At 70.3% G+C, this 19,431-nt stretch carries 22 protein-coding genes, 1 tRNA gene and 1 pseudogene; 9 read left to right on the top strand and 15 right to left on the bottom strand.

Translation table 11 applies throughout. The features are described 5' to 3' along the window. From VM681_02910 to VM681_02865, 10 genes are all read right to left on the bottom strand, one after another. Positions 1-283, bottom strand: a 283-nt coding sequence (locus VM681_02910; GenBank protein HVL86946.1) for a hypothetical protein, incomplete at its 3' end; no start/stop codon positions are given. Positions 284-381: 98 nt separating this feature from the next. Then, positions 382-567 carry a 4Fe-4S binding protein gene (locus VM681_02905; protein ID HVL86945.1) on the bottom strand — a complete coding sequence of 62 codons (186 nt, stop codon included), beginning with the start codon at positions 565-567 and terminating at the stop codon, positions 382-384. Between the two features lie 15 nt (positions 568-582). After that, positions 583-1,860, bottom strand: coding sequence for a DUF4097 family beta strand repeat-containing protein (locus VM681_02900; protein HVL86944.1), 1,278 nt, complete (start codon positions 1,858-1,860; stop codon positions 583-585). Positions 1,861-1,912: 52 nt separating this feature from the next. Beyond that, entirely contained in the window at positions 1,913-3,712 is a 1,800-nt protein-coding gene (locus VM681_02895) for a winged helix-turn-helix transcriptional regulator (protein HVL86943.1), read from the bottom strand. 15 nt (positions 3,713-3,727) lie between these two features. After that, positions 3,728-4,387, bottom strand: a complete 660-nt coding sequence (locus VM681_02890; GenBank protein HVL86942.1) for a methyltransferase domain-containing protein — start codon at positions 4,385-4,387, stop codon at positions 3,728-3,730. 56 nt (positions 4,388-4,443) lie between these two features. Continuing rightward, positions 4,444-4,728 (bottom strand): 4a-hydroxytetrahydrobiopterin dehydratase, encoded by a 285-nt coding sequence (locus VM681_02885; protein HVL86941.1) that lies wholly within the window; start codon positions 4,726-4,728, stop codon positions 4,444-4,446. 63 nt (positions 4,729-4,791) lie between these two features. Beyond that, positions 4,792-5,031, bottom strand: a complete 240-nt coding sequence (locus tag VM681_02880) for a hypothetical protein (GenBank protein ID HVL86940.1) — start codon at positions 5,029-5,031, stop codon at positions 4,792-4,794. 9 nt (positions 5,032-5,040) lie between these two features. Continuing rightward, entirely contained in the window at positions 5,041-6,036 is a 996-nt protein-coding gene (locus VM681_02875; GenBank protein ID HVL86939.1) for a 2-oxoacid:ferredoxin oxidoreductase subunit beta, read from the bottom strand. Then, positions 6,026-7,975 carry a 2-oxoacid:acceptor oxidoreductase subunit alpha gene (locus VM681_02870; GenBank protein HVL86938.1) on the bottom strand — a complete coding sequence of 650 codons (1,950 nt, stop codon included), beginning with the start codon at positions 7,973-7,975 and terminating at the stop codon, positions 6,026-6,028. Before VM681_02870 ends, VM681_02875 begins: the two co-directional genes overlap by 11 nt. 84 nt (positions 7,976-8,059) lie before the next feature. Beyond that, entirely contained in the window at positions 8,060-8,314 is a 255-nt protein-coding gene (locus tag VM681_02865) for a hypothetical protein (GenBank protein HVL86937.1), read from the bottom strand. 138 nt (positions 8,315-8,452) lie between these two features. Here VM681_02865 and VM681_02860 point away from each other — a divergent pair, with 138 nt between their 5' ends. After that, the gene (locus VM681_02860) at positions 8,453-8,575 is read left to right on the top strand and encodes a hypothetical protein (GenBank protein ID HVL86936.1); all 123 of its coding nucleotides are present in this window, start codon (positions 8,453-8,455) and stop codon (positions 8,573-8,575) included. On the opposite strand, the gene VM681_02855 is transcribed toward VM681_02860, so the two are convergent. Further along, positions 8,572-8,799 (bottom strand): hypothetical protein, encoded by a 228-nt coding sequence (locus VM681_02855; GenBank protein ID HVL86935.1) that lies wholly within the window; start codon positions 8,797-8,799, stop codon positions 8,572-8,574. The genes VM681_02860 and VM681_02855 overlap by 4 nt on opposite strands. 113 nt (positions 8,800-8,912) lie before the next feature. Between VM681_02855 and VM681_02850 the strand changes: the two genes are divergently transcribed. The 3 genes from VM681_02850 to VM681_02840 all read left to right on the top strand — a co-directional run bounded on the left by VM681_02850 (position 8,913) and on the right by VM681_02840 (position 11,464). Further along, positions 8,913-10,388: an exo-alpha-sialidase gene (locus tag VM681_02850; GenBank protein ID HVL86934.1), complete on the top strand. Its 1,476-nt coding sequence runs from the start codon at positions 8,913-8,915 to the stop codon at positions 10,386-10,388. Between the two features lie 36 nt (positions 10,389-10,424). Further along, on the top strand, positions 10,425-10,901 hold the full coding sequence (locus tag VM681_02845; GenBank protein HVL86933.1) for a flavin reductase family protein: 477 nt from the start codon (positions 10,425-10,427) through the stop codon (positions 10,899-10,901). Between the two features lie 71 nt (positions 10,902-10,972). Then, positions 10,973-11,464: a hypothetical protein gene (locus VM681_02840; protein ID HVL86932.1), complete on the top strand. Its 492-nt coding sequence runs from the start codon at positions 10,973-10,975 to the stop codon at positions 11,462-11,464. A 60-nt stretch (positions 11,465-11,524) separates the two neighbouring features. Here the strand turns inward: VM681_02840 and VM681_02835 are convergent, their stop codons facing one another. Then, positions 11,525-13,015: an amino acid permease gene (locus VM681_02835; protein ID HVL86931.1), complete on the bottom strand. Its 1,491-nt coding sequence runs from the start codon at positions 13,013-13,015 to the stop codon at positions 11,525-11,527. Positions 13,016-13,135: 120 nt separating this feature from the next. Here VM681_02835 and VM681_02830 point away from each other — a divergent pair, with 120 nt between their 5' ends. The 5 genes from VM681_02830 to VM681_02810 all read left to right on the top strand — a co-directional run bounded on the left by VM681_02830 (position 13,136) and on the right by VM681_02810 (position 16,700). Next, positions 13,136-14,224 (top strand): ribosomal biogenesis protein, encoded by a 1,089-nt coding sequence (locus VM681_02830; GenBank protein HVL86930.1) that lies wholly within the window; start codon positions 13,136-13,138, stop codon positions 14,222-14,224. A 10-nt stretch (positions 14,225-14,234) separates the two neighbouring features. Next, positions 14,235-14,921 (top strand): fibrillarin-like rRNA/tRNA 2'-O-methyltransferase, encoded by a 687-nt coding sequence (locus tag VM681_02825; protein ID HVL86929.1) that lies wholly within the window; start codon positions 14,235-14,237, stop codon positions 14,919-14,921. A gap of 2 nt (positions 14,922-14,923) precedes the next feature. After that, entirely contained in the window at positions 14,924-15,868 is a 945-nt protein-coding gene (locus VM681_02820; protein ID HVL86928.1) for an NAD-dependent epimerase/dehydratase family protein, read from the top strand. 2 nt (positions 15,869-15,870) lie between these two features. Then, entirely contained in the window at positions 15,871-16,449 is a 579-nt protein-coding gene (locus VM681_02815; protein HVL86927.1) for a class I SAM-dependent methyltransferase, read from the top strand. Between the two features lie 178 nt (positions 16,450-16,627). After that, positions 16,628-16,700, top strand: a tRNA-Pro gene (locus VM681_02810). Here VM681_02810 and VM681_02805 read toward each other — a convergent pair. The 3 genes and pseudogenes from VM681_02805 to VM681_02795 all read right to left on the bottom strand — a co-directional run. Continuing rightward, a pseudogene (locus VM681_02805) lies at positions 16,682-17,698 on the bottom strand (TIGR03885 family FMN-dependent LLM class oxidoreductase). The gene VM681_02810 and the pseudogene VM681_02805 overlap by 19 nt on opposite strands. 30 nt (positions 17,699-17,728) lie before the next feature. Further along, positions 17,729-19,099 carry a glycosyltransferase family 4 protein gene (locus tag VM681_02800; protein ID HVL86926.1) on the bottom strand — a complete coding sequence of 457 codons (1,371 nt, stop codon included), beginning with the start codon at positions 19,097-19,099 and terminating at the stop codon, positions 17,729-17,731. A gap of 40 nt (positions 19,100-19,139) precedes the next feature. Beyond that, the coding region (locus VM681_02795) for an HAD hydrolase family protein (protein HVL86925.1) at positions 19,140-19,431 on the bottom strand (292 nt) is incomplete at its 5' end.

Below are 19,431 nucleotides of genomic sequence, written 5' to 3'. Positions count from 1 at the left end.
GGTTGCAGGAGGCGCGGTCGGCCGACCAGGTGAGCGAGAACTCCACTTGCGTCATGTTCGGCTGGGTGATGGAAAGGCTGGCCGATCCCGGCGCTCCGTCGGCCGCGTTGCCTTGGCCACCGGGCCCGGCGGCGCGACCCGTGGGCCAGTGGACCTCGAACCCGGATCCGGGCGGCGGCGTGCCGCTGTCGCCCTGGGACGTGTCGTACGCGAAGATGGCCACCATCGCCACGAGCAAGATCGCCGCTCCGAAGAGACCTACGAGCGTGTCCTTGTTGACCAAAATCTCGACCCCGGAACGCGCGAGGAATCGCAGGCCGGCTCATAAGCTTTCGGAACCTATTCCTGGGTATTCGCGCGGGGGTGCGACGGCGGCGGGCGTCACCGCCCGTTGGCGGCCGGGGCCGTCGTGATGGCCCCCACGGGACAGATCCGGACGCACACGTTGCACTCGTCGCACCGCGCGTCCACGGACACGACGCCGCGCAGGAGGCTCAACGCGCTCACGTGGCAGGAGCCCAGGCACGCGCCGCAGTCCATGCAGGTTCCAGGATCGACGCGCACCACGGCCAAAGCCTCCGCCTAGGCGGGCGTGACGTCGACGTCGCCGTTCTGCGTGGAAAGCGTCGCGACGACCTTCGTGCCGCGGCCGTCGAAGCCGTTCGTGACGAAGCGCTTCTTGTGCTTGCCGTCCTCGACAAGCGTCCCGTCGCGAAGGGCGATCGAGACGCCGCCGTTCACGTTCGAGGCCGTGAGGTCCCAGCCGATCGTCTCGCGCTCCGGAAGGACGGCCGAGATGTGGCCGTTCGTGGAGGCGGCCGAGATTCGCGAGGAGGCTTTCGGCGTGTAGGCGATCTCGACGTGCCCGTTCTGCGTCGCAAGGTCGAGGTCCCCGCACGTTGCGCCGGCGACGGTGACGTGGCCGTTCTGCGTTCGCGCCTTGGCGTGCTCGCACGCGAGGGACGCGATCTCGACGTGGCCGTTTTGGGTCGCAAGGTCGAGACGGTGCTCGGCGCCGCGCGGCAGGGCGCTCTCGAGGTGGGCGCCCGACTCGTTGGGGCCCGAGGCGCGCGTCGCAAGCGAGAGCGCCCCGCCCCGAACGTCCTCCGCGTGCTCCACGCGGACGCCGGCGAGCGCCGCTCGCGCCTGATCCTCCGTGTCGCCGCGGCCCCACAGGCTTGCCGTGATGCGGTAGCCGGCCTCGTCCTGCGCGTTTGCGCTCACGTGGCCGTTGTAGGTCGCAAGCACGCTCTCCACGAGCGGCACGCCCACGCCGTTCCGCAGCGTGACCGTCTTCTTGGCGACCCACTTGTCGCCCTGCCGCTCGACCGTGATCTCGGATTCCTCGCGCACGAACTGGCCGGCGGCTGCCCCCGCCGAGGCCGCGGCGGCTTCGCCCTCCGACACGATCCGCTCGACGACGGCGGCCGCCTCGAGCTTGTAGGTGGCCCCGACGCTTGCCATGCGCGGCACGACGTGGAACTCCCACACGCCGGCCTTGGGGTTCGTGACTTGGATCTTGCCGCCCGCCGCGTACACGGCTTCGGCGTGGTCGGCGGCGCCCGGGGGCATCGCGTGCACGTCCAAGTCGGAGACGAGGCCGCTTGAGGTCAAGGTGGCCAGGAGCTCAAGCGCGCCTTCCGGGACCTTGAACTCGTGGAACGCCGCGGCCGAACCCACAACGGGCAGCGCCGCGCCCGAGAGTTGGCCCTCGAACGTCTCGCCGATCGTCTCTCGGACGATCGTGGGCTCCTTCGGGGCGCTTGCGGTTTCGACCGGGGTCTCTTCGGGACTGCCGATGCATCCGGCCAGGGCGGCCGCCATCAGGACCCCTGCGGTAAGGAACGTCAAGCCTCGCATGGCCGCGACACGGCGCTTCCCCGATAGGAAGGTTTCGGCGACTTGCTTTCACTTAGCCCGCAAGGGTGGCGCCTTTGGCGTCGATCGGGGGATCCAATTGGACCAACAAATCCGTGGGATAGTATGAAACCTGGCGCCCTTCGTGCCTTCGCCAAACCAGGCCCGCGTCCAGCAGCCGCTCGACGTGCCAATGGACCGTGCTTGGCGTAAGGCCCGTCGCCCGCGAGAGGTCCTTCTGCGCAAGCCCGGGCGCTCCGCGGATGGCCGAAAGCACGTGGGAGGCGCGCTCGTTGCGAAGCACGGCAAGCGGCTCGCGGAGGCCGTGATCGATCTCGCCTTGCGGAAAGAAACGACGGTGGCGCCCTTCGCGCAGGCTCGACACGAGGCGCTCGCGCTCGAGGACCGAGAGGTGGTAGACGATCGTTCCCCAGGCGAGCCCCGTGCGCCGCTTGAGCTCCGTCGCGTCCACGCCCGGGTCCCCGCGGACCTCCGACAGGAGCCGCTCGCGGTGCCGGTGCTCGACGACGTCCGGGCGCCGAAGACGCGTGTACAGCGGAACCACGGCGAACTTGAGGAGGCCAAACTTCGCCGCCGGCACGCCGGCCAGAAGCGCGGCGAGCCCGACGGCGCCCGCGCCGGCGGCCAGGGCCATGGGCGGATACTCCTGCCCGGGCCCGCCCGCGAGGCGCACGTACGTCACGTCTCCCTGCACGCTCACGGGCAGCGCGGCGTCGCTCTCGCGCGACTGCGGCCAGCCGCCCCACGCCTCGCCGCGGCCGTCGCCGGCGGACAGGAAGCCAAAGGCGCCGGAAAGCGTGAGATCCTCGCCGCGCAGCTGGCGGTCCGTCCCATCGACGCGAAGCGTGCCGCGGGCGCTGCCGAACCAGGCGGTCCCGGAAAGGTCGATCGGGGCCGCCCACGCGACGACCCCCGTGCGCGGCTGCGTCTCGCTTGCGGCGGCAAGCGTCGCCACGGCCTCGCGCGACTCCACGATCACCGTGCGCGTGACCTCCACGGTGCGCCGCGTGCCGCCCACCCGTCCCACGACGGGCACGTCGGTGCCGCCTTCCTCGACCGTCTCCTCCGACGATCCAGCCGCAAAGACGCGCTCGCCCTCCTCGCCCCGCACGCGAACGCCTGCCTCGGACACGTACAGCGAGAGCGCGCCCTCGACGCGACTTTCGAGGAACGGAACGAGCGGCAGGAACGGCGGGAAGGCGTCCATGCGGTAGGACGCCCACCGGCTTCCCGCCCCGTCGCCCCACGATGCGCCCGCCATCCACGGCTGGGCCTCGACGCTTGCGCGGGCGCGCGCGCCGCCGAGCACCGCCGAGGGCATCGGGCCCCCGTGGGCGCGCCCGTCCACCTCGCGGGGCGGGTCGCGATCGTCCGCGACGGAGAATCGCCAAGGTCCGTTCACGTTCTCCGCGCCAAGCACGAAGGGAATCGCGCCCGAGGCGCCGGCGAGAAGGACGGCCGAGGCGCGCGTGAAGGCGAAGGATTCGCGCTCCTCGCTCTCGTTGCCGGAGCGGTCCTGTCGCTGCGTGAGGACCGTGACGACGAGGGAATCCCCGGTCATGCGCAGCGTTCCCTCCGCGTCGGCGGCGTGCCAGACCGCCCCAAAGCCGCGATCGATCGAAAGCGAACCCCAGAGGGGAATGCGCGGCTCGGCCAGAAACGCGCCCTCGGCCGGGGCGGCCGACGCCGTGGCGGGGATCGTCAGGAGCGCAAGGAGCAGGATGGCGACGGCCGACCGGGAACTCAGGTCCTCACCGCCCCCCGGTCGGCTTCCCCCTTCAAATCCTCTTTGGAGGCGACCTCGAAACGTTCGGGGGATGGACTTACTGCGCATATGCGCAGGAAACGGTCAGGGCTTCTTGTCGCCCTGGGCGATGAAGATCTCCACCGCCGAGGGCTCGCCCGTCTTCGAGGAGATGCTCACGCAGCACTCCTTATTGCTCTCGATCTGCACGTTGTCGAGGTTCGCGTCGGCCATCCACTCGCGCACGTCGGGCTCCTTGAAGCCAAGCCAGCGGTCGGCCATCTCGTCGCGGAACCACTCGTGCGCGTGCTCGCGAAGGTCGGCGAGCACAAGCCGGCCGCCGGGCCGCAGCACTCTTGCCATCTCGTAGATGCCCGCGGCCGGGTACTCGAGGTGGTGGAGGAACATGTTGCTCACGACCGAATCGAAGGTCTTCTCGGGGAAGGGCAGGCGCGTGTTGGCGTCGGCCAGGCGAAGGCTCGGGGATCGCTTGCCCCACGCCTCGTCCTTCAGGCGCTCGAGCATCGAGTGGCTGAAGTCCACGCCGTAGACCTTCGTGAAGCGCTTGTCGTCGAGCGCCCGCAGCAGCAGGAAGCCCGTGCCGCAGCCCACGTCGAGGATCTTTCCGTCGATCGCGCGCCGGAGAACGTCCTCGGCCACGGCGTCGCTGTAGTAGGACCGCCGAAGCTCGTCCCACTCGAGCGCATGGGCCTCGAAGTATTCGCGCCCCGTGTTCACGTTGAGCTTGGGCTTTCCGTTGGGCACGGAGAATTCCGGACGGGAATAAGGCGGCCCTGTTCTTGAATCTAGTGCCCGGGACCCTATCCGATCTCTTTCTCGATCGTCCGGGCGAGCTCGACGTCCCGCTCGGTGATGCCTCCCTCGTCGTGCGTCCAGATGCGCAGCGTGACCTCGGTCCAGTGGATGCCGATGTCGGGGTGGTGGTTCATCTCCTCGGCGATCTCGGCCACGTCGTTCACGAACTCGATGCCATCGAGGAACTGGCTGCCGAACTTCCACTTCTTCTCGAGCGCGCCGTCGACGAGCTTCCAGCCGGGAAGCTCGGGCAGGCGCTTCTGCACTTCGGCCTCGGGGAGGACGGACATCGGGAAAGGAGACGGCGCGCGGGCGAATCACCCTTTCGGGCCACTCGCCGGCGGGGCTGCCCGCTAGAACGGGCTGCTTGTCCCCCGCACGCCGGGCGCCTGGCGGCGCACGACGTCGAGGACGAGCACGTCGTCGCCTTCGGCCCGGTAGACGACCTCGAGGTCGCGAAGGACCGCGCTCACGGGGCCGTCGGGCTCGATCTGGCGCTTGGGGCCCTGCGCGATCACGCGCTCGAGGTCCCCGAGAGTGACGGAGAGCGCGGGAAGCTTGTCCTGCGCCTTGGGCGTGACGAAGACGTGCACAGGGGCCCCTCAGTAGACGCGCAGGTCGTCCAGGACCTTCGCGATGTCCGCTGTGGGGCGCCCGGTGCCGTCCATGTACGACGCGAGTGCGGGCGGCTTCTCGAGGTACCCGGGCACGCGGGCGTCGATGCGCTCCTCGTACGTGGGCAGGTCGACCTTGTAGAAGACGCCGATGGGCGTGCGTTCGCCCCATTCCTGGGCCTTCTGGAACGCCTGGATCTTCTTCTGGACGATCTCGTCCTCGCTCGTGGGGTCGCGGACCTCTCCCTGGTAGCCGGAGTCCTCGAGCTTGTACACGCGCGCCTGGTTGCCCTTGTCCGCGCCGCTCCAGTACTCCTTCGTGTGGATGTTGTTGTACGTGGGGCACGGCTGGAGGATGTCGAGGAGCGCCATGCCGCGGTGGGCGATGGCCTGCTTCATGAGCTCCTTCAGGTGCTTGATGTCGTAGGCGTAGCCGCGGCCGATCCACGTGTAGCCGGCCGAGAGCGCAAGCGCCAGCGGGTTCACGCCGTCGTTGATGTTGGGCGAGGAGAGGCTTTTCGTCTTCATGCCCTGCTTGAGCGTGGGCGAGGCCTGGCCCTTCGTGAGGCCGTAGACGCCGTTGTTGTAGACGATGTAGGCCATGTCGAGGTTGCGCCGTCCGGCGGCCACGAAGTGGCCCGCGCCGATGCCGTACCCGTCCCCGTCGCCGCCGACCACGACGATCTCGAGCTCGGGGTTTGCGATCTTCGCGCCCGTGGCAAAGCCGAGCACGCGGCCGTGCAGCGTGTGGACGCCGTACGTGCGCACGTAGTGGGGCGTCTTGCCCGAGCAGCCGATGCCGGAGAAGACGGCCGTGCGGTGCGGGGCAAGCTGCAGGTCCGAGAGCGCCATCTGGACGGCGTTTAGGATGCCAAAGTCGCCGCAGCCGGGGCACCAGTCGTTGTGCACGTCCTCTTTGTAGTCCTTGAGCGCAAGCTTGGCCGTGGCCGCGCCCGCTCCCTTCGTCGCCGTCTCAGACGCCATGCCGCAGCACCACCTTCGAGATCTTCTGGTTGACCGCCTTTGTGACGCCGTCCACGATCTCGTCCTCCGTGATCGGGCGGCCGTTGTACTTGCTGAGGAACGATTCGCACGCGATGCCGGTCTGCTCCCGGACGACGTTCTTCAGCTGCCCGGAGAAGTTCATCTCGACGCACACGCGATGGCGCGCGCCCGAGAGAAGCTCCGTCACCTCCTTCACGGGGAAGGGCGAGAGCACCTTCACGTGCACGAAGTTCACCCGCAGGCCCTGCTGGGCGAGCCGGTCCATGGCGTCGAGGATGACGCCCTTCATGCTGCCCCAGCTCACGATCGTGACGTCGGCGCGCTCGGGCCCGTAGAGCCGGACCTTCTTGTCGCGCGGAGTGTCCTTCTCGAACGTGTCGAGCTTGCGGAAGCGCTTCTCCATCATGGCGTCGCGGACGACGGGGTCCTCGGTGATGTGGCCAAGCGCCGTGTGCTCGTCGCCCGTGTGCCAGTGGATGCCGGCCTCCTGGCCGAGCACCGGGCGGGGCGAGATGCCGTCCTCGCTGTTGGCAAAGCGCGCAAAGCGCCCGTCGCCGTTGCGGTTGCGCTCCTTCACCTGCGCGTCGGTGAGCGTCTTGCCGCGGTCGATGCGCACGTTTGTCGTGTCAAACGGCGCGATCGTCTGGCTGTTGTTCGCGAGGTTCTTGTCCGAGAGCACGATGACCGGGAGCTGGTAGCGCTCGGCCCAGTTGAACGCGTCGACCGTGTCGTAGAAGCTCTCCTCGATGTCGCCGGGCGCGATCACGATGCGCGGGAAGTCGCTGTGGCCAGCGCCGATTGCAAACCGCAGGTCGCCCTGCTCGGTGCGCGTGGGAAGTCCCGTGCTCGGTCCCGAGCGCTGGTAGTTCACGATGACAAGCGGGACCTCGTTGATGCCGGCCCAGCCCGTGCCCTCGGCCATGAGGCAGAAGCCGGGTCCGGAGGTGGAGGTGCTCGTGCGCGCGCCCGTGAGCGCGGCGCCGACGGCGCTTGTCACGGCGGCGATCTCGTCCTCGTGCTGCACGACGACGACGCCCGACTCGGGGTGGGACTCGAGGAACTCGCTCTCGTCGGAGGCCGGCGTGATGGGGTAGTAGGTCTGGAAGCGGCAGCCCACGACGATCTTGGCCATGCCAACGGCCTGCGTGCCCTGCAGGAAGATGCGCTTGCCCGCGGGCTTGTTGGCGCCGGTGAGGCGGCGCAGGTCGTACTGGAAGGCGTCGGCGTAGCGCGCGGCGAAGTCGTAGCCCTTGCGCGCGGCGTTCTTGTTCATGGGGACGATCTTGGGCTTTCCCGCAAAGAACGTCTCGATCGACGATTCGAGATCGGCAAACGGGTAGTGCAGCATGCCCATCGACGCGCCCACGGCGATCGTGTTCTTCGTGATGAACAGGCGCGAGACGTCCTTCTCGCCGATCTCCTTGGCAAGCTCGTTGATGATCTCGCCGTAGGGAACGGGCACGAGGAGCGCGCCCTTTGCCTTCGCGTCCTGCAGGAGCGCGTCCACGTCGTCGCCCAGGCCCTTCTTTGCAAGATACGCGAGCACGTCCTGCTTGACGCGGTCGTCGAGGGTGGGGATGCGCTCGATCTTGCCCTGCACGCCCGTCACGAGCGCGGGGTCGTAGATGATCGCGCCGCCGGGGACGACCGCGTTCGCGAAGACGTGGCGCACGATGGTCTCGTTCTCGTAGGTGGCAAGCAGGTGGACGGCGTCGACGGGGCTGCGGATGAATTTCTCATCGACGCGGATCTGGAAGTACGAGTGCTCGCCCTTGATGTTCGAATAGTACTCGCGACGACCGAAGATGTACAGGCCCGCGTTGGCGCAGGCCGTGGCGAACAGTCGCGCGCTGGAGTCGACGCCCGAGCCTTGCGGGCCGCCGACCATCCAGGAGAGCCGATTGACTTGATTTGCCATGTGCCGCACGTTCCCTCGGAGGTTAGGCCGAACCGGGGGAACTATGAGATAAGACTGTCTGTAAGTATTCCTATCATACTGTATTTACGGTCGATCGGCCGGGTACGGCGCGTACGGCTCGCCCGACGAGCCCTCGCCTTGCGGCGTGCCGCCGGGCGGGTCGGCGCCGGGCGGGTGCTGCCCGGGCGGCGTGTCGTCGACGCCCGGCTCCGTCGTTTCGTTGGCCGGAGGATCGGCTCCGCCGGCGGGGTCCCGAAGGTCGGGCGGATCCTGCGGCTGCCCGACGCAGCCTGCAAGGAGCGTCGCGCTGATCGCGATTGCGCAAAGCAACAATCTCATGGATTTTCCTCCGCAAGGTCACGCCGGCCCGGTGGCGGCGGCTCCAGGGGCGCCGGCGTGTCGTCGGGGTCCGGCGGCCCCGTCGGGCCCGTCGGCGTTCCCCCCGCTCCTCCCGGATATCCTCCAGGGGGAGGTTCGGTGCGGTTCCGGTCGTCGGGCGAAGGATCCGAAGGCCCGCCCTGCGGCTCGCCCAAGCATCCCGCAAGCGTGGCCGCGGCGATCATCGCCGCGATCGTCGTGAGCTTCATGCCGCTCCCTTAGGGCGTGGAGCCGTCGGGCTCGGGCATGGGGCCGGGTCCAAGGTCGCCGCCGGGCGTGCCCGTGTCGCCGTCCGTGGGCGTTTGGTCGGTTTCGTTGCCGTCGACCGTGTCGTTTGTGGTGGGCGGCGGGGGCGGAGGCGGTCCCTCGGGCTGGCCCAGGCACCCCGCCAGCGCAGCGACGGCCAGAAGCGAGCCGATACCGAGAATCCAGGGTTTTGCGATCATCCCATGCCCGTCTTGCGGCAGGGTAGAAAACGCCGCTGGGACGGGACGCGGGACGTCCCGTGGAGGGGGGACGCGGCGAAAGCGTTTTCCGGTGGCGGCGGACATCCCTCGGCGTGCGATCCTCCTCCGCGACGGCGCCGCTTCTGGTCCTGCTCCTTCTCGCGGGATGCCTTGCGCCGGGACCCTCCGGCGACGCGCCCCGCGCGGGCGCGCAGCCGCCCGCCTACGCGCCCGACTGCTCCATCGCCACGGCCGGGTGGGCGCAAGGGTGCGCGGCTCGCGCCTCCTCGACCGCTGGAAGCAAGACCGAGCTTTGGGCCGCCGTCAACCCGACGGACCCTCGCAACGTCGTGCTGGGCGCAAAGGACCTGAACCCCGACTCGACGCCAAACTGCGTCTGGAACGGCTTGTTCGTGACCAAGGACGGCGGGCGCACGTGGCGCGACGTCGTCATCGGCGGACGGTACGCCGACCGGGGGCCCACGAGCCCCTTCTTCGGCTACGCGTGCAACACGGACCCCATGTTCGCCTTCGCGCCCGACGGCACGCTGTTCTTCAACGTCGAGCTCTACGAGTTCGGCGGGGAGGCCACGCGCGAGACGCCGGGCACGCGGGAGTTCACGAACCGCTCGCAGCTTGGCTCGAAGCTTCTGCTCGCCGCCAGCTTCGACGGCGGCCTCACGTGGCCGCGCCTGGCGCTGCAGGACGTCGGCGACGGGCCGATCGTCTTCCACGACTACAGCCGCATGGCCGTGAGCCCCGTCACGGGGACCGTCTTCACCTTCATCAACACCTTCACGGACGCCGGCGCGTTCGGAAGCGTGCTTGCCAGCCGAGACGGCGCGCGCACCGTCGCCCCGCCGGTGAAGGTGACCCCGCGCGAGGACCCCGGCAGCGCCTTCTCCACGGGCGTCGCGGTCGCCCCCTCCGGCCGCGTCGTCGTCGCGCAGACGGCCGGCTTCTCGCCCATCGCGTCCGGCAATCCCGGAATCCTGTACGTCGCCCACAGCGACGACGACGGCCGCTCCTTCACGAACCCGCGGGAGGTCCTGCGCTACAGCGCCATGGACCCGCGCCTGGCAAACGTCCAGTTCCGCGCGGGCACGTTCGTGCAGATCGCCTACGACCTTTCGTCCGGGCCGCACGCCGGGCGCCTGTACGCCGCGTGGGCCGACGCTGCGGGGCCGGCGGCTCGCATCGTCGTGGCCTCCTCGGACGACGACGGCCTCACGTGGAGCGCGCCCGTCCCCGTCAAGAACGGCACCCGCGCGCACGACCAGTTCCACCCGAGCCTCGTCGTGGACGACCGGGGCGACGTCCACGTGGCCTTCTTCGACCGCGAGTTCGACCCGCAAAACAAGCTCCTCGACGTCACGCACGCGTGGTCGCAGGACGGCGGCGCCACGTGGAGCCACCACCGGCTCACGACGCGCTCCTTCGACGGCGACCTTGGGGTTCACCAGGACGGCTTCCCGTTCATCGGCGACTACCTCGGCCTTGCCGCCGCGGGGGACGACGTTTGGATCGGCTACCCGGACACGACAAGCGGCGAGGCCGTCGCGGCCGCCATCCGAGTCGTCCGCTCGTAACCAAAGGGTTTTCCGCGCCAAGCCGCATCGCCGCGCGTGGACGCCGCCGCCAAGAAGCTCCTGCTCCGCAAGATCCCCTTCGGGCTCTACGTCTGCGGCGCGCGCCAGGGCGACCGCGTGCACGCCTTCCTGCTGTCGTGGTTCACGCAGGCGAGCTTCGACCCGCCGCTCGTGGCGCTTGGCGTCAAGCGCGACGGCCGCGCCCACGACATGCTCCTTTCCGATCGCGCGTTCGTCGTGAACTTCCTCGGAAGCGACCAGAAGCAGCTTGCCGTCGACTTCCTCAAGACGGCCGTCGCCTCCGGCGGCACGATCTCGGGCCACCCGTGGACGCCCGGCAAGAACGGCGCGCCCGTCCTCGACGAGGTCCCCGGCTACCTGGAGGGCCGCATCCTCCACCATTTCGAGCACGGCGACCACACCGTCATGATCGGCGAAGTCACGGAAGCCGCCGTTCGCCGAGGATTCGACCTTCTCACGGGGGAGCAAACCGGCTGGAAGTACGGCGGTTGACCCGCGGAAGCGCGGCGTTGCGCCGTTTGGGCCGGAAGATTCATCTAGGCGCGGCCACCGTCCCCGCCTCCGTGGATTCTTCCATCACCGCGGCCAAGCTTGGCGTCAAGAAGGGGATGAAGGTCTGGCTGCAAGGCGAGACGAAGGAGTTTCGCGCGCATCTTGCGGCCAAGCTTCCTGAAGGCGCCCTTCTCGTCCACCAGCCGCGGGCCAACGTCATCGTCCATTGGATCCAGCCCCTCGAGATGGTGGAGCTCCTCTTCCCGAAGCTTGCCGAGCAGGTCGCCGAGGACGGCGCCGTGTGGGTCGTGATCCCCAACGAGTCGGAGCGAGAGCGGCGCGGCATGCCCTTCTTCGACGACGAGGTCGCCGCGGCGGCGCAGACCGTCGGCTGGCAGCCCACGAAGACGATCGACTTCAGCGAGAAGGACGTGGGCGTCCGGTTCGCGGCCAAGCTCGAGAAGCCCGAGAAGCCGGCCAAGGCCGAGCCCTCCGCGAAAGCGCGCGGCGGCGCCAAGCCGAAGGCCTCGAAGAAAAAGGCCGCCAAGGCGCGCGCCGAGTAGCGCCGTCGCGTGCGTCCGGGGCGCTCCAGATTTTTACTGCGCACGTGCGCAGTAATTCTCCTAGCGGTCCACGACCACGAACTCGCGCGCCGGCCGGCGCCGGCCCGCGCGGGCCCCGTAGAACCCGTAGATCATGAGGCCCACGCCGCACCACGCCACGAACCGGATCCACGTCACGGTCGGAAGCGCGAGCATGAGGCCGCCCAGCACGAGGATGCCCACCACCGGCACGGCGATGCCGCCGGGGATGCGGAACGGCCGGCGCGCAAGCGGAGCGCGGTAGCGCAGCACGATCACGCCTGCGCACACGATCACGAACGCAAACAGCGTGCCGATGTTCGTGAGCTCGGCCGCCGAGTGGATGGGCGTGAAGCCGGCAAAGAGCGCCACGAGGACGCTGCCGGCGATCGTGGTGACGTAGGGCACGCGCGTCACCGAGTGGACCTTCGTGACGCGCTCGGGCAGGAGGCCGTCGCGCCCCATGGAGAAGAAGATGCGCGGCATGCCGAACTGGAAGACAAGGAGCACGCTTGTGATGCCGATGATGCCGCCCATGGCGATCACGAGGCTCATCCACGGCTCGCCCCGCAGCGCAAAGGCGTGCGCCACGGCCGCGCCGTGGTCAGCGATGGGCTCCCAGCCGACAAGGCCGATCGTGACGAGCGCCACGAGGAGGTAGAGCGCCGTGCAGATGCCAAGGCTCGCGAGGATGCCGATGGGCACGTCTCGGGACGGGTTCTTCGTCTCCTCGGCGGCCGTCGAGACGGCGTCGAATCCGATGAAGGCGAAGAAGATGAGGGCCGCGCCGGCCACGGCCCCGAAGGCGCCAAAGGGCAGGAACGGGTCGAAGTTCTCGGGGTTCACGAGGAAGGCGCCCAGCGTGATGGCGGCGAGAAGCACGAACACCTTCACGCCGACGAAAAGGAGCGTCGCGCGCGCCGACTCCTTGGCGCCCCGCAGGAGGATGAACATGACCGCGAGCACGATGAGCATCGCCGGCAGGTTGAACACGCCCTCGGGCGGCGGATGGAGGAACTGGTGCGGGATGTCCGAGCCAAAGGCGTGCAGGATCTCGTCGAGGTGCGCGCTCCAAGCGACCGCGACGGCGATGTTGCCGACGGCGTACTCGAGCACGAGGTTCCATCCGACCATCCACGCGACGATCTCGCCGAGCGACGCGTACGTGTACGTGTAAGCGCTTCCCGCCACGGGCACCATGCTCGAGAATTCGGCGTAGCACAGCGCGGCGAGCGCGCACGCGAAGCCGGCGATGACAAACGACAGCGAGACGCCGGGGCCCGCGCGGCCGGCGGCCACGCCCACGAGCGCGAAGATGCCCGCGCCGATGATGGCGCCAAGGCCAAGGATCGTGAGGTCGAAGGCGGAGAGCGTCTTCGAGAGGCCGCTCTTGCGCGCGTCGTCGGCGAACTCCTCCACGCTCTTTGTGCGGAACCAGCGGGCGCGCGCTTGCCCCCACGTTTCCCGCTCCGGCGGCGGGTCCATGCGCAGAACGGTCCGGGTCGTCAAGGACGTGGGCGGGTCCCGCTCCATGCCGGGCCGAATCCGGGCGCGCGCGATAACATTTGCGGTAAACGCACCGAGCCTGGCGTCGCCACGCCGCCTGGCCGCCAAGCGGCACGTTTTTGGCGTCGATCCCGCATCCGCGCGCGCATGCTCCGGCTCTGCACGCGGTGGTTTGGCGTCCTCCTGCTCGACGCCGGCGGCCGCGCGGTCGACGAGCGGCTGTTCCCCAAGGACGCAGGCGCCATCGCCGCGCGCATGGCCCGCGTGCAGCGCGGCGAGCTCCTGGAGGAGGAACGGGAGCTTGGCGCGCGCGCGGGCGGCGCTGTGGCCGTAAGCGACGCCCGGCTGCTCGCCGTGCCGGGCGCGACGCCCCTTGCGGCCCCGATCGTGGTCGAGGGCGCTTCGCGCGGCTTCGACGACGCGCTCTACCGGGAGGCCATGCTGCGCCTGGCCCGCGACCGCGCGCGCGAGGCGCTTGCGGGCCGCGACCGTCACCTCGTGCAGGCCGTCGCGACGCTCGACGACCTGGCCGACGTGGCAAACGCGCTCGCCGAGCGGCTGCGCGAATGGTACGGCCTCCACTTCCCGGAGCTTGCCGACCGCGTGGAGCGCCACGAGGAGTTCGCCGCGCTCGTCTCCGCGCACGTCACGCGGGAGGCCATCGCGAAGGCCGATCCCCGGTGGGCCCCCCTCCTTCCCGACTCGATCGGCGCGGCCCTGGGCGAGCGCGAGGCGCAGGCCGCGCGCGACCTCGCGCGCGCCCTCTCGACCCTCTACGACACGCGCGGCCGCATCGAGCGCTACCTCGAAGCCGCGATGCCCGAGATGGCGCCCAACCTCTCGGCCTTGGCCGGCGCGGCGCTTGGCGCGCGCCTCATCGCGCTTGCCGGGGGACTGTCGCAGCTGGCCAGCATGAGCGGCGGCACGATCCAGATCTTGGGCGCGGAGAAGGCGATCTTCCGCCACCTGCGCGAGGGCAAGGCGCCCCCCAAGCACGGCGCCATCTTCGTGCACCCGCTCGTGCACCGGGCGCCGCGGCACCAGCGCGGCGCGATGGCGCGCGCGCTCTCGAACAAGATCGCCGTGGCGGCCCGCGCCGATGCCTTCACGGGCGCCGACGTGCGCTCCGATCTTGCGGCGGCGCTCGACAAGCGCGTCGCGGAGGTCCGGCGCACGCGCGCCTCGCCGACGCGACGGCCGCCGCGGCGGGGTCCCCCTCGCACGGGAGGCCGCTGACGTGGGCCGGCTGCGCGAGCCGCGCGCCTCGGCGGGCAAAGGACGATCGCACGAGCGGTTCCCCGGCGTGGTGGAGCTCGACGACCGTCGCGTGGCCACGCGAAACCTCGCGCCGGGCTCGCGGGTGTACGGCGAGACCGTGCTCGGGGTGGGGGAGGACGAGCTGCGCGTGTGGGATCCCCGCCGCAGCAAGCTTGCGGCCGCGATCCTGAAGGGCGTGCGGACCTTCCCGCTGGGTCCCCGCACGAACGTGCTCTACCTCGGGGCGGCCAACGGCACGACGGCAAGCCACGTGTCCGACGTGTGCCGGCAGGCGGCCGTCTGGTGCGTCGAGTTCTCGCCGCGCGCCTTCCGCGATCTCCTCAACGTGTGCTACAAGCGGCCGAACATGGTCCCGATCCTCGCCGACGTCGCGCGCCCGGAAACGTACGCCGCCCTCGTGGGGCGCGTGGACACGCTCTACATGGACGTGGCGCAGCGCGACCAGGCGGGCCTCTTCCTGCGCAACGTGCGGGCGTTTGCGCCCGCGCACGCGATGCTTGCCGTGAAATCGCGGTCCATCGACGTCGCGCGCGAGCCCGCCGAGGTGTTCAAGGAGGTCCGCGCGCGGCTGCAGCAGGAGGTCGACGTGCTGGAGATCGTGCGGCTGGAGCCGTTCGAGGAGGACCACGCGATGGCGATCGTGCGGAGGCGCTGACGTTGGCGCGCGTCGTGGTGACCGGAGGCGCCGGCTTCGTCGGCTCCGCCTTGTGCGAGTCGCTCCTGCGCGACGGCCACGAGGTCGTCTGCTTCGACCTCTTCGTCCACGGCGACGCTCGCATCCGGCCCCTCCGGGGAAGCCCGGCGTTCCACGTGCAACCCGGCGACGTAAGGCGCCCCGGCGAGGTCCTGGCGGCCCTGCGCGGCGCCGAGGGCGTCTTCCACCTGGCCGCCGACCCGGAGGTCCGCACGGCCGCCGACGACGCCGTCGGGCACGTGACGGCAAACGCCGTCGCCACGCTCTACGTGGCGGAGGCGGCGCGCACGCACGACCTCGACGAGATCGCGTTTGCAAGCAGCAGCACGGTCTACGGCGAGGCGGCGACGATCCCCACGCCCGAGACCGCCCCCCTTGCGCCCATCGGGCTCTATGGGGCCGGCAAGATGGCCTCCGAGGCCATCCTCGGCGGGTACTGCCACGCGTACGGCCTCCGCGGCGCCTCGTTCCGCTTCGCAAACGTCGTCGGGCCGGGCCTCTCCCACGGCGTGATCTACGATTTCGTCGCGAAGCTGCGCGCGAACCCCGCCGAGCTTGAGGTCCTTGGCGACGGAACCCAGCGCAAGTCCTACGTCGACCTGCACGACTGCGTGGCGGCGAGGCCCGCGCGCATGCCCGCCACGCGCGGCTACGAAGCGTGGAACCTCGGCACGGACGACTGGACGACGGTGCGGGACATCGCGGAGATCGTTTGCGCCGAGATGGGGGCCAAGGACGCGGTCCTGCGCTACGCCGGAGGGCCCGACGGGCGCGGCTGGAAGGGGGACGTGAAGACCATGCGGCTGGATTCCTCGAAGCTCCAGGCGACGGGGTGGCGCGCGACGAAAACGAGCCGGCAGGCCGTCGAGAACGCCGCCCGGAGCCTCGTGGCCTCCCTTCGGCGGTGACGATGCCGCCCGCGCGCGCGGCGGACCGGGAGCCGCGCTACTTCCCCCGCCCGGGCCTTTCGCCGGGCGTGGCCATGCTCGTCGCGGCCGGCCTCCTGCGTCCCCGCGACCGCATCCTGGAGGTCGGCTGCGGCACCGGAAGCGACGCGCTCGCGCTTGCCTGCATCGGGTTCCGCCGGGTCGCGGGCATCGACATTTCCCGTCGGTCGATCGCGCAAGCCCGCGCGCGGGCCCGTCGCGCCAAGGTCGACGTTCGCTTCGAGATCGGGGACGCCACGAGACTGCAGGCCTTCCCGCCGGCCTCCTTCGACGCCGTCGTCGACACGCTCATGAGCAACAACCTGCGAGAGGCAGGTCTCCGCCGGTACGCGGGCGAGGCCGCGCGCGTGCTGCGCCCCGAGGGCCTCCTCGTGATGCAGACGAAGGTCTTGGCCCGCGGACAACCACCGCGTCTGCCCGTCGCCTTCCGCCGCCGATTCTCCTTTGGGCCGGCGGTCCGCACGACGCTACCGCAGCACCCGATCGGCTCGCGCTGGGTGGACGTGGCTGCGTACGTGGGACGGCGGAAAACGGCACGGTAGTCTTCAGGAGGAACACGGGCTCCCCTCCTCATCTGGGTCCGTAGGGTCCTCGTGGAATGCTCGCCTTTGGCTCGCATTCCCCCGGACCGGTCGCGGCTGCGGCCGCTCCCGGTGGCCTGGCATCCTTGGCGCGCTTTTGGTAGCCTTCAAGAGGGAACACGGGCTCCCCTCCTCGTCTGGGTCCGTAGGGTAGCCTGGTATCCTTCGGGCTTTGGGAGCCTGCGACTTCGGTTCAAATCCGGACGGACCCATGGCGGCGGCCGCTGCGATCGCCTGCCGCGCGCTCCTCGGTGCCCGCCGCGTCCTCCGGGAATTCCGGCAGGAGGCTTGTGGCCGCGGCGGCGAGGAACTCGCGCTGGTTGCGCCCCACGTTGTGCAGGTAGACGGCGGAGAAGCCCATCTGCCGCCAGCGCCCGATTCGCTGCGCGAGCGCGCCCAGATCGTCCGTGATCTCCACGAGCCCGTCGAGGTCCGACGCCCGCACGTTTGCGGTGGCCGCCTCGACGGCTTCGGGCGTGTCGAGGTCCCACAGGAGATCCGAATCGAGAGCGCTCATCGCCCACTCGTGCAGCGCCGCGCGTTCGGCCTCCCGCCGATCGGGGGCCCACGAGACTTGCGCCTGCAGGAGGAGGGGCTTTCCTTCCCCGCCGTTTGCGCGGTACGCCGCCACGACGGCACGAAGGTCGTCCTCCGGTTGGCTTGCCGTGATGAGCCCATCGGTCCAAGGCGCAAGGAAGGACGCGGTGGCGGGGCTCACGGCCGCGCCGTACAACGGCGGCGGGCGCGGCGGTAGCGAGTACACACGCGCGCGGTCCACCACGATTCGGCCGCGGAGCGAAACCGTTTCGCCGCCAAGGAGCGCGCGGATTGCAAGCGTCGATTCGCGCAGGCGAGCGTTGCGCTCCGGCTTGGGGGGCCAGGGCTGCCCCGTCACGTGCTCGTTCAGCGCCTCGCCGCTGCCAAGGGCGACCCAGAAGCGACCGGGATACATCTGCGAGAGCGTCGCGGCCGCCTGGGCCACGATGCTGGGATGGTACCGTTGGCCGGGCGCGCTCACGGTGCCAAACGTGAGAGACGTCGCCTCGAGCGCGGCCCCGAGCCACGACCACGCAAAGCCGCTGTGCCCTTGCGCGCGCGTCCACGGCGCGAGGTGGTCCGAGCACATGGCGTGCCGGAACCCGGCGGCCTGCGCGGCGCGCGCGTTCTCCAGAAGCTCGCGCGGCGCGTACTGCTCGTGCGATGCGTGGTAGCCGAGCCGGAAGGCGGCGGGCGTCCCCGATCAGCCCCTGCGGAAGCTCGCCACGGCCTCCTCGAGCACGCGCGATTCGGCCTTGGCGCCCTCGACGAGGTCGCAACGCTTGGCTTCCTCGCGGCCGCGGCGGCCAAGCCTCGCGGCCTCGTCAGGGTTTGCAAAGACGTGCAGCAGGTGCGTCGCGAGGCCCTCCACGTCGTCCGGGTCGTAGACGTACCCGTTCACGCCCTGGATCACAAGCTCGGACACGCCGGCGCCGCGGGAGACGATGGCGGGTCGGTCGCGCAGCCACCCCTCGACGGCTGTGAGCGCAAAGCCCTCGATGGCGCTTGGCTGCACGACGACGTCGGCGCGCTCCCACGCCGCGTCGAGGAGCTCGGGTGGAAGGTATCCCGTGAAGCGGACGGCGTCGGCCACGCCAAGCTCGCGGGCGTCCTGCTCAAGCTTGGCGCGCCAGCGCGAGCCTTTGTCCACGCCCAGCCCCGCGCGTTTGCTCGACGTGAAGCTGCCGTTGCCCACGAGCACAAGGCGGGCCTCCGGCATCTTTCGGTGCGCGGCGGCGAAGGCGCGGATGAGCCGGTCTTGGCCCTTGATGGGGTCCATGCGCGAGACGCACAGGGCCACGGGCGCGTCGTCGGGGATGCGAAGGCGGAAGGCGAGCTCGTCGCGAGCCGCCGGGCTTGCGGGCTTGGCCGTCTCGGGGTCGAGGTAGGGGTACACTTGGCGCGCGATGCCGCGGTAGCCGCTCTGGACGAGCCCCTCGAGGTCGCGCCGGCAGCTCACGATCACCGCGTCGAAGCCTTCCACCGCGCGGACGACGAAGTTGCGGAAGTAGCGGCTCCACCGGTGGGGCTCGAACGGGATGTGCCAGCGGAGGACGGCCGGTCCCGAGAGGCCGATCATGCCGCCCGTCTGCAGGAGCTGGAAGTCGTGGACGAAGGCCACGTCGCAGTCGGGCAGCATCTCCAGGATCTCGCGGGACGTGCGCCAGTTGTAGGCGGTAAAGCCGGCGAACTCGGTGGGCGTGATGGGCGCGCGCGGCATGCGGTGGATCTCCGCCCACATCTTCTCCTTGCACGCGGCGTAGGCGGCAAGCGTCGGAGTCTCCAGGGTCACGGAGCGGATGGGGGTTCCGTCGAGGAGGAACTCGCGGGGCGCCGTGGGATTGAGCGCCACCCACCCCGAGGCGCGCCAGAGCTTGCGCCCCTGCGCGGTCGCGAGGAGCTGGCGCAGCATCACCGGAACGCCCCCGCTTGTCCACTCGAAGTCCTCGCCCTCGACGAGATCGTGGATCGAGAAGGGCTCGGTGAGGTCGGGGTAGCGTTCGACGAGCTCGGGCGCCGCCGCGCGGAACCGGACGGGCGGCGTTTGGGACGCGAGGCAGACGCGGAGGTCCATTGCCACCGCATGTCCGCCTGCGCCGACAAAAGCTTCGCGCCTAGTCAAGCGTGAGTCGGTCGTTCCGCCGGTTCTCGTCCACGAGGATCGCGACGAGCTCCGCCACGGCTGCGCCCCAGGAGGAGCGAAGCTCCAGGTCGGCCGCCTCGCGAGCCTCGCGCGTGCCGTGGGCCGGCGCGGCGCCAAGGCCCGCCACGCGGAACATGGCCACGTCGTTCTCGCCGTCGCCGATGGCCGCGCACGCGAGGGGACCGACCCCAAGCCCGGCCAGGGCGAGGAGAAGCCCCGTGCCCTTGTCGACGCCGCGCGGCAGCAGCATGCAGGAGTTCACG

The organism is Candidatus Thermoplasmatota archaeon, from assembly GCA_035541015.1.
In the GTDB taxonomy this organism is placed as follows: Archaea; Thermoplasmatota; SW-10-69-26; order JACQPN01; family JAIVGT01; genus DATLFM01.
This window is presented reverse-complemented; position numbering and strand designations above follow the sequence as displayed.

Excerpts from the sequence above, each read along its gene's own strand:
- VM681_02855 (HVL86935.1), bottom strand. The coding sequence starts at position 8,799 with ATGATCGCAAAACCCTGGATTCTCGGTATCGGCTCGCTTCTGGCCGTC.
- VM681_02895 (HVL86943.1), bottom strand. The coding sequence starts at position 3,712 with ATGCGCAGTAAGTCCATCCCCCGAACGTTTCGAGGTCGCCTCCAAAGA.
- VM681_02885 (HVL86941.1), bottom strand. The coding sequence starts at position 4,728 with ATGTCCGTCCTCCCCGAGGCCGAAGTGCAGAAGCGCCTGCCCGAGCTT.
- VM681_02875 (HVL86939.1), bottom strand. The coding sequence starts at position 6,036 with ATGGCGTCTGAGACGGCGACGAAGGGAGCGGGCGCGGCCACGGCCAAG.
- VM681_02900 (HVL86944.1), bottom strand. The coding sequence starts at position 1,860 with ATGCGAGGCTTGACGTTCCTTACCGCAGGGGTCCTGATGGCGGCCGCC.
- VM681_02815 (HVL86927.1), top strand. The coding sequence starts at position 15,871 with ATGCCGCCCGCGCGCGCGGCGGACCGGGAGCCGCGCTACTTCCCCCGC.
- VM681_02865 (HVL86937.1), bottom strand. The coding sequence starts at position 8,314 with ATGAGATTGTTGCTTTGCGCAATCGCGATCAGCGCGACGCTCCTTGCA.
- VM681_02830 (HVL86930.1), top strand. The coding sequence starts at position 13,136 with ATGCTCCGGCTCTGCACGCGGTGGTTTGGCGTCCTCCTGCTCGACGCC.
- VM681_02800 (HVL86926.1), bottom strand. The coding sequence starts at position 19,099 with ATGGACCTCCGCGTCTGCCTCGCGTCCCAAACGCCGCCCGTCCGGTTC.
- VM681_02870 (HVL86938.1), bottom strand. The coding sequence starts at position 7,975 with ATGGCAAATCAAGTCAATCGGCTCTCCTGGATGGTCGGCGGCCCGCAA.
- VM681_02835 (HVL86931.1), bottom strand. The coding sequence starts at position 13,015 with ATGGAGCGGGACCCGCCCACGTCCTTGACGACCCGGACCGTTCTGCGC.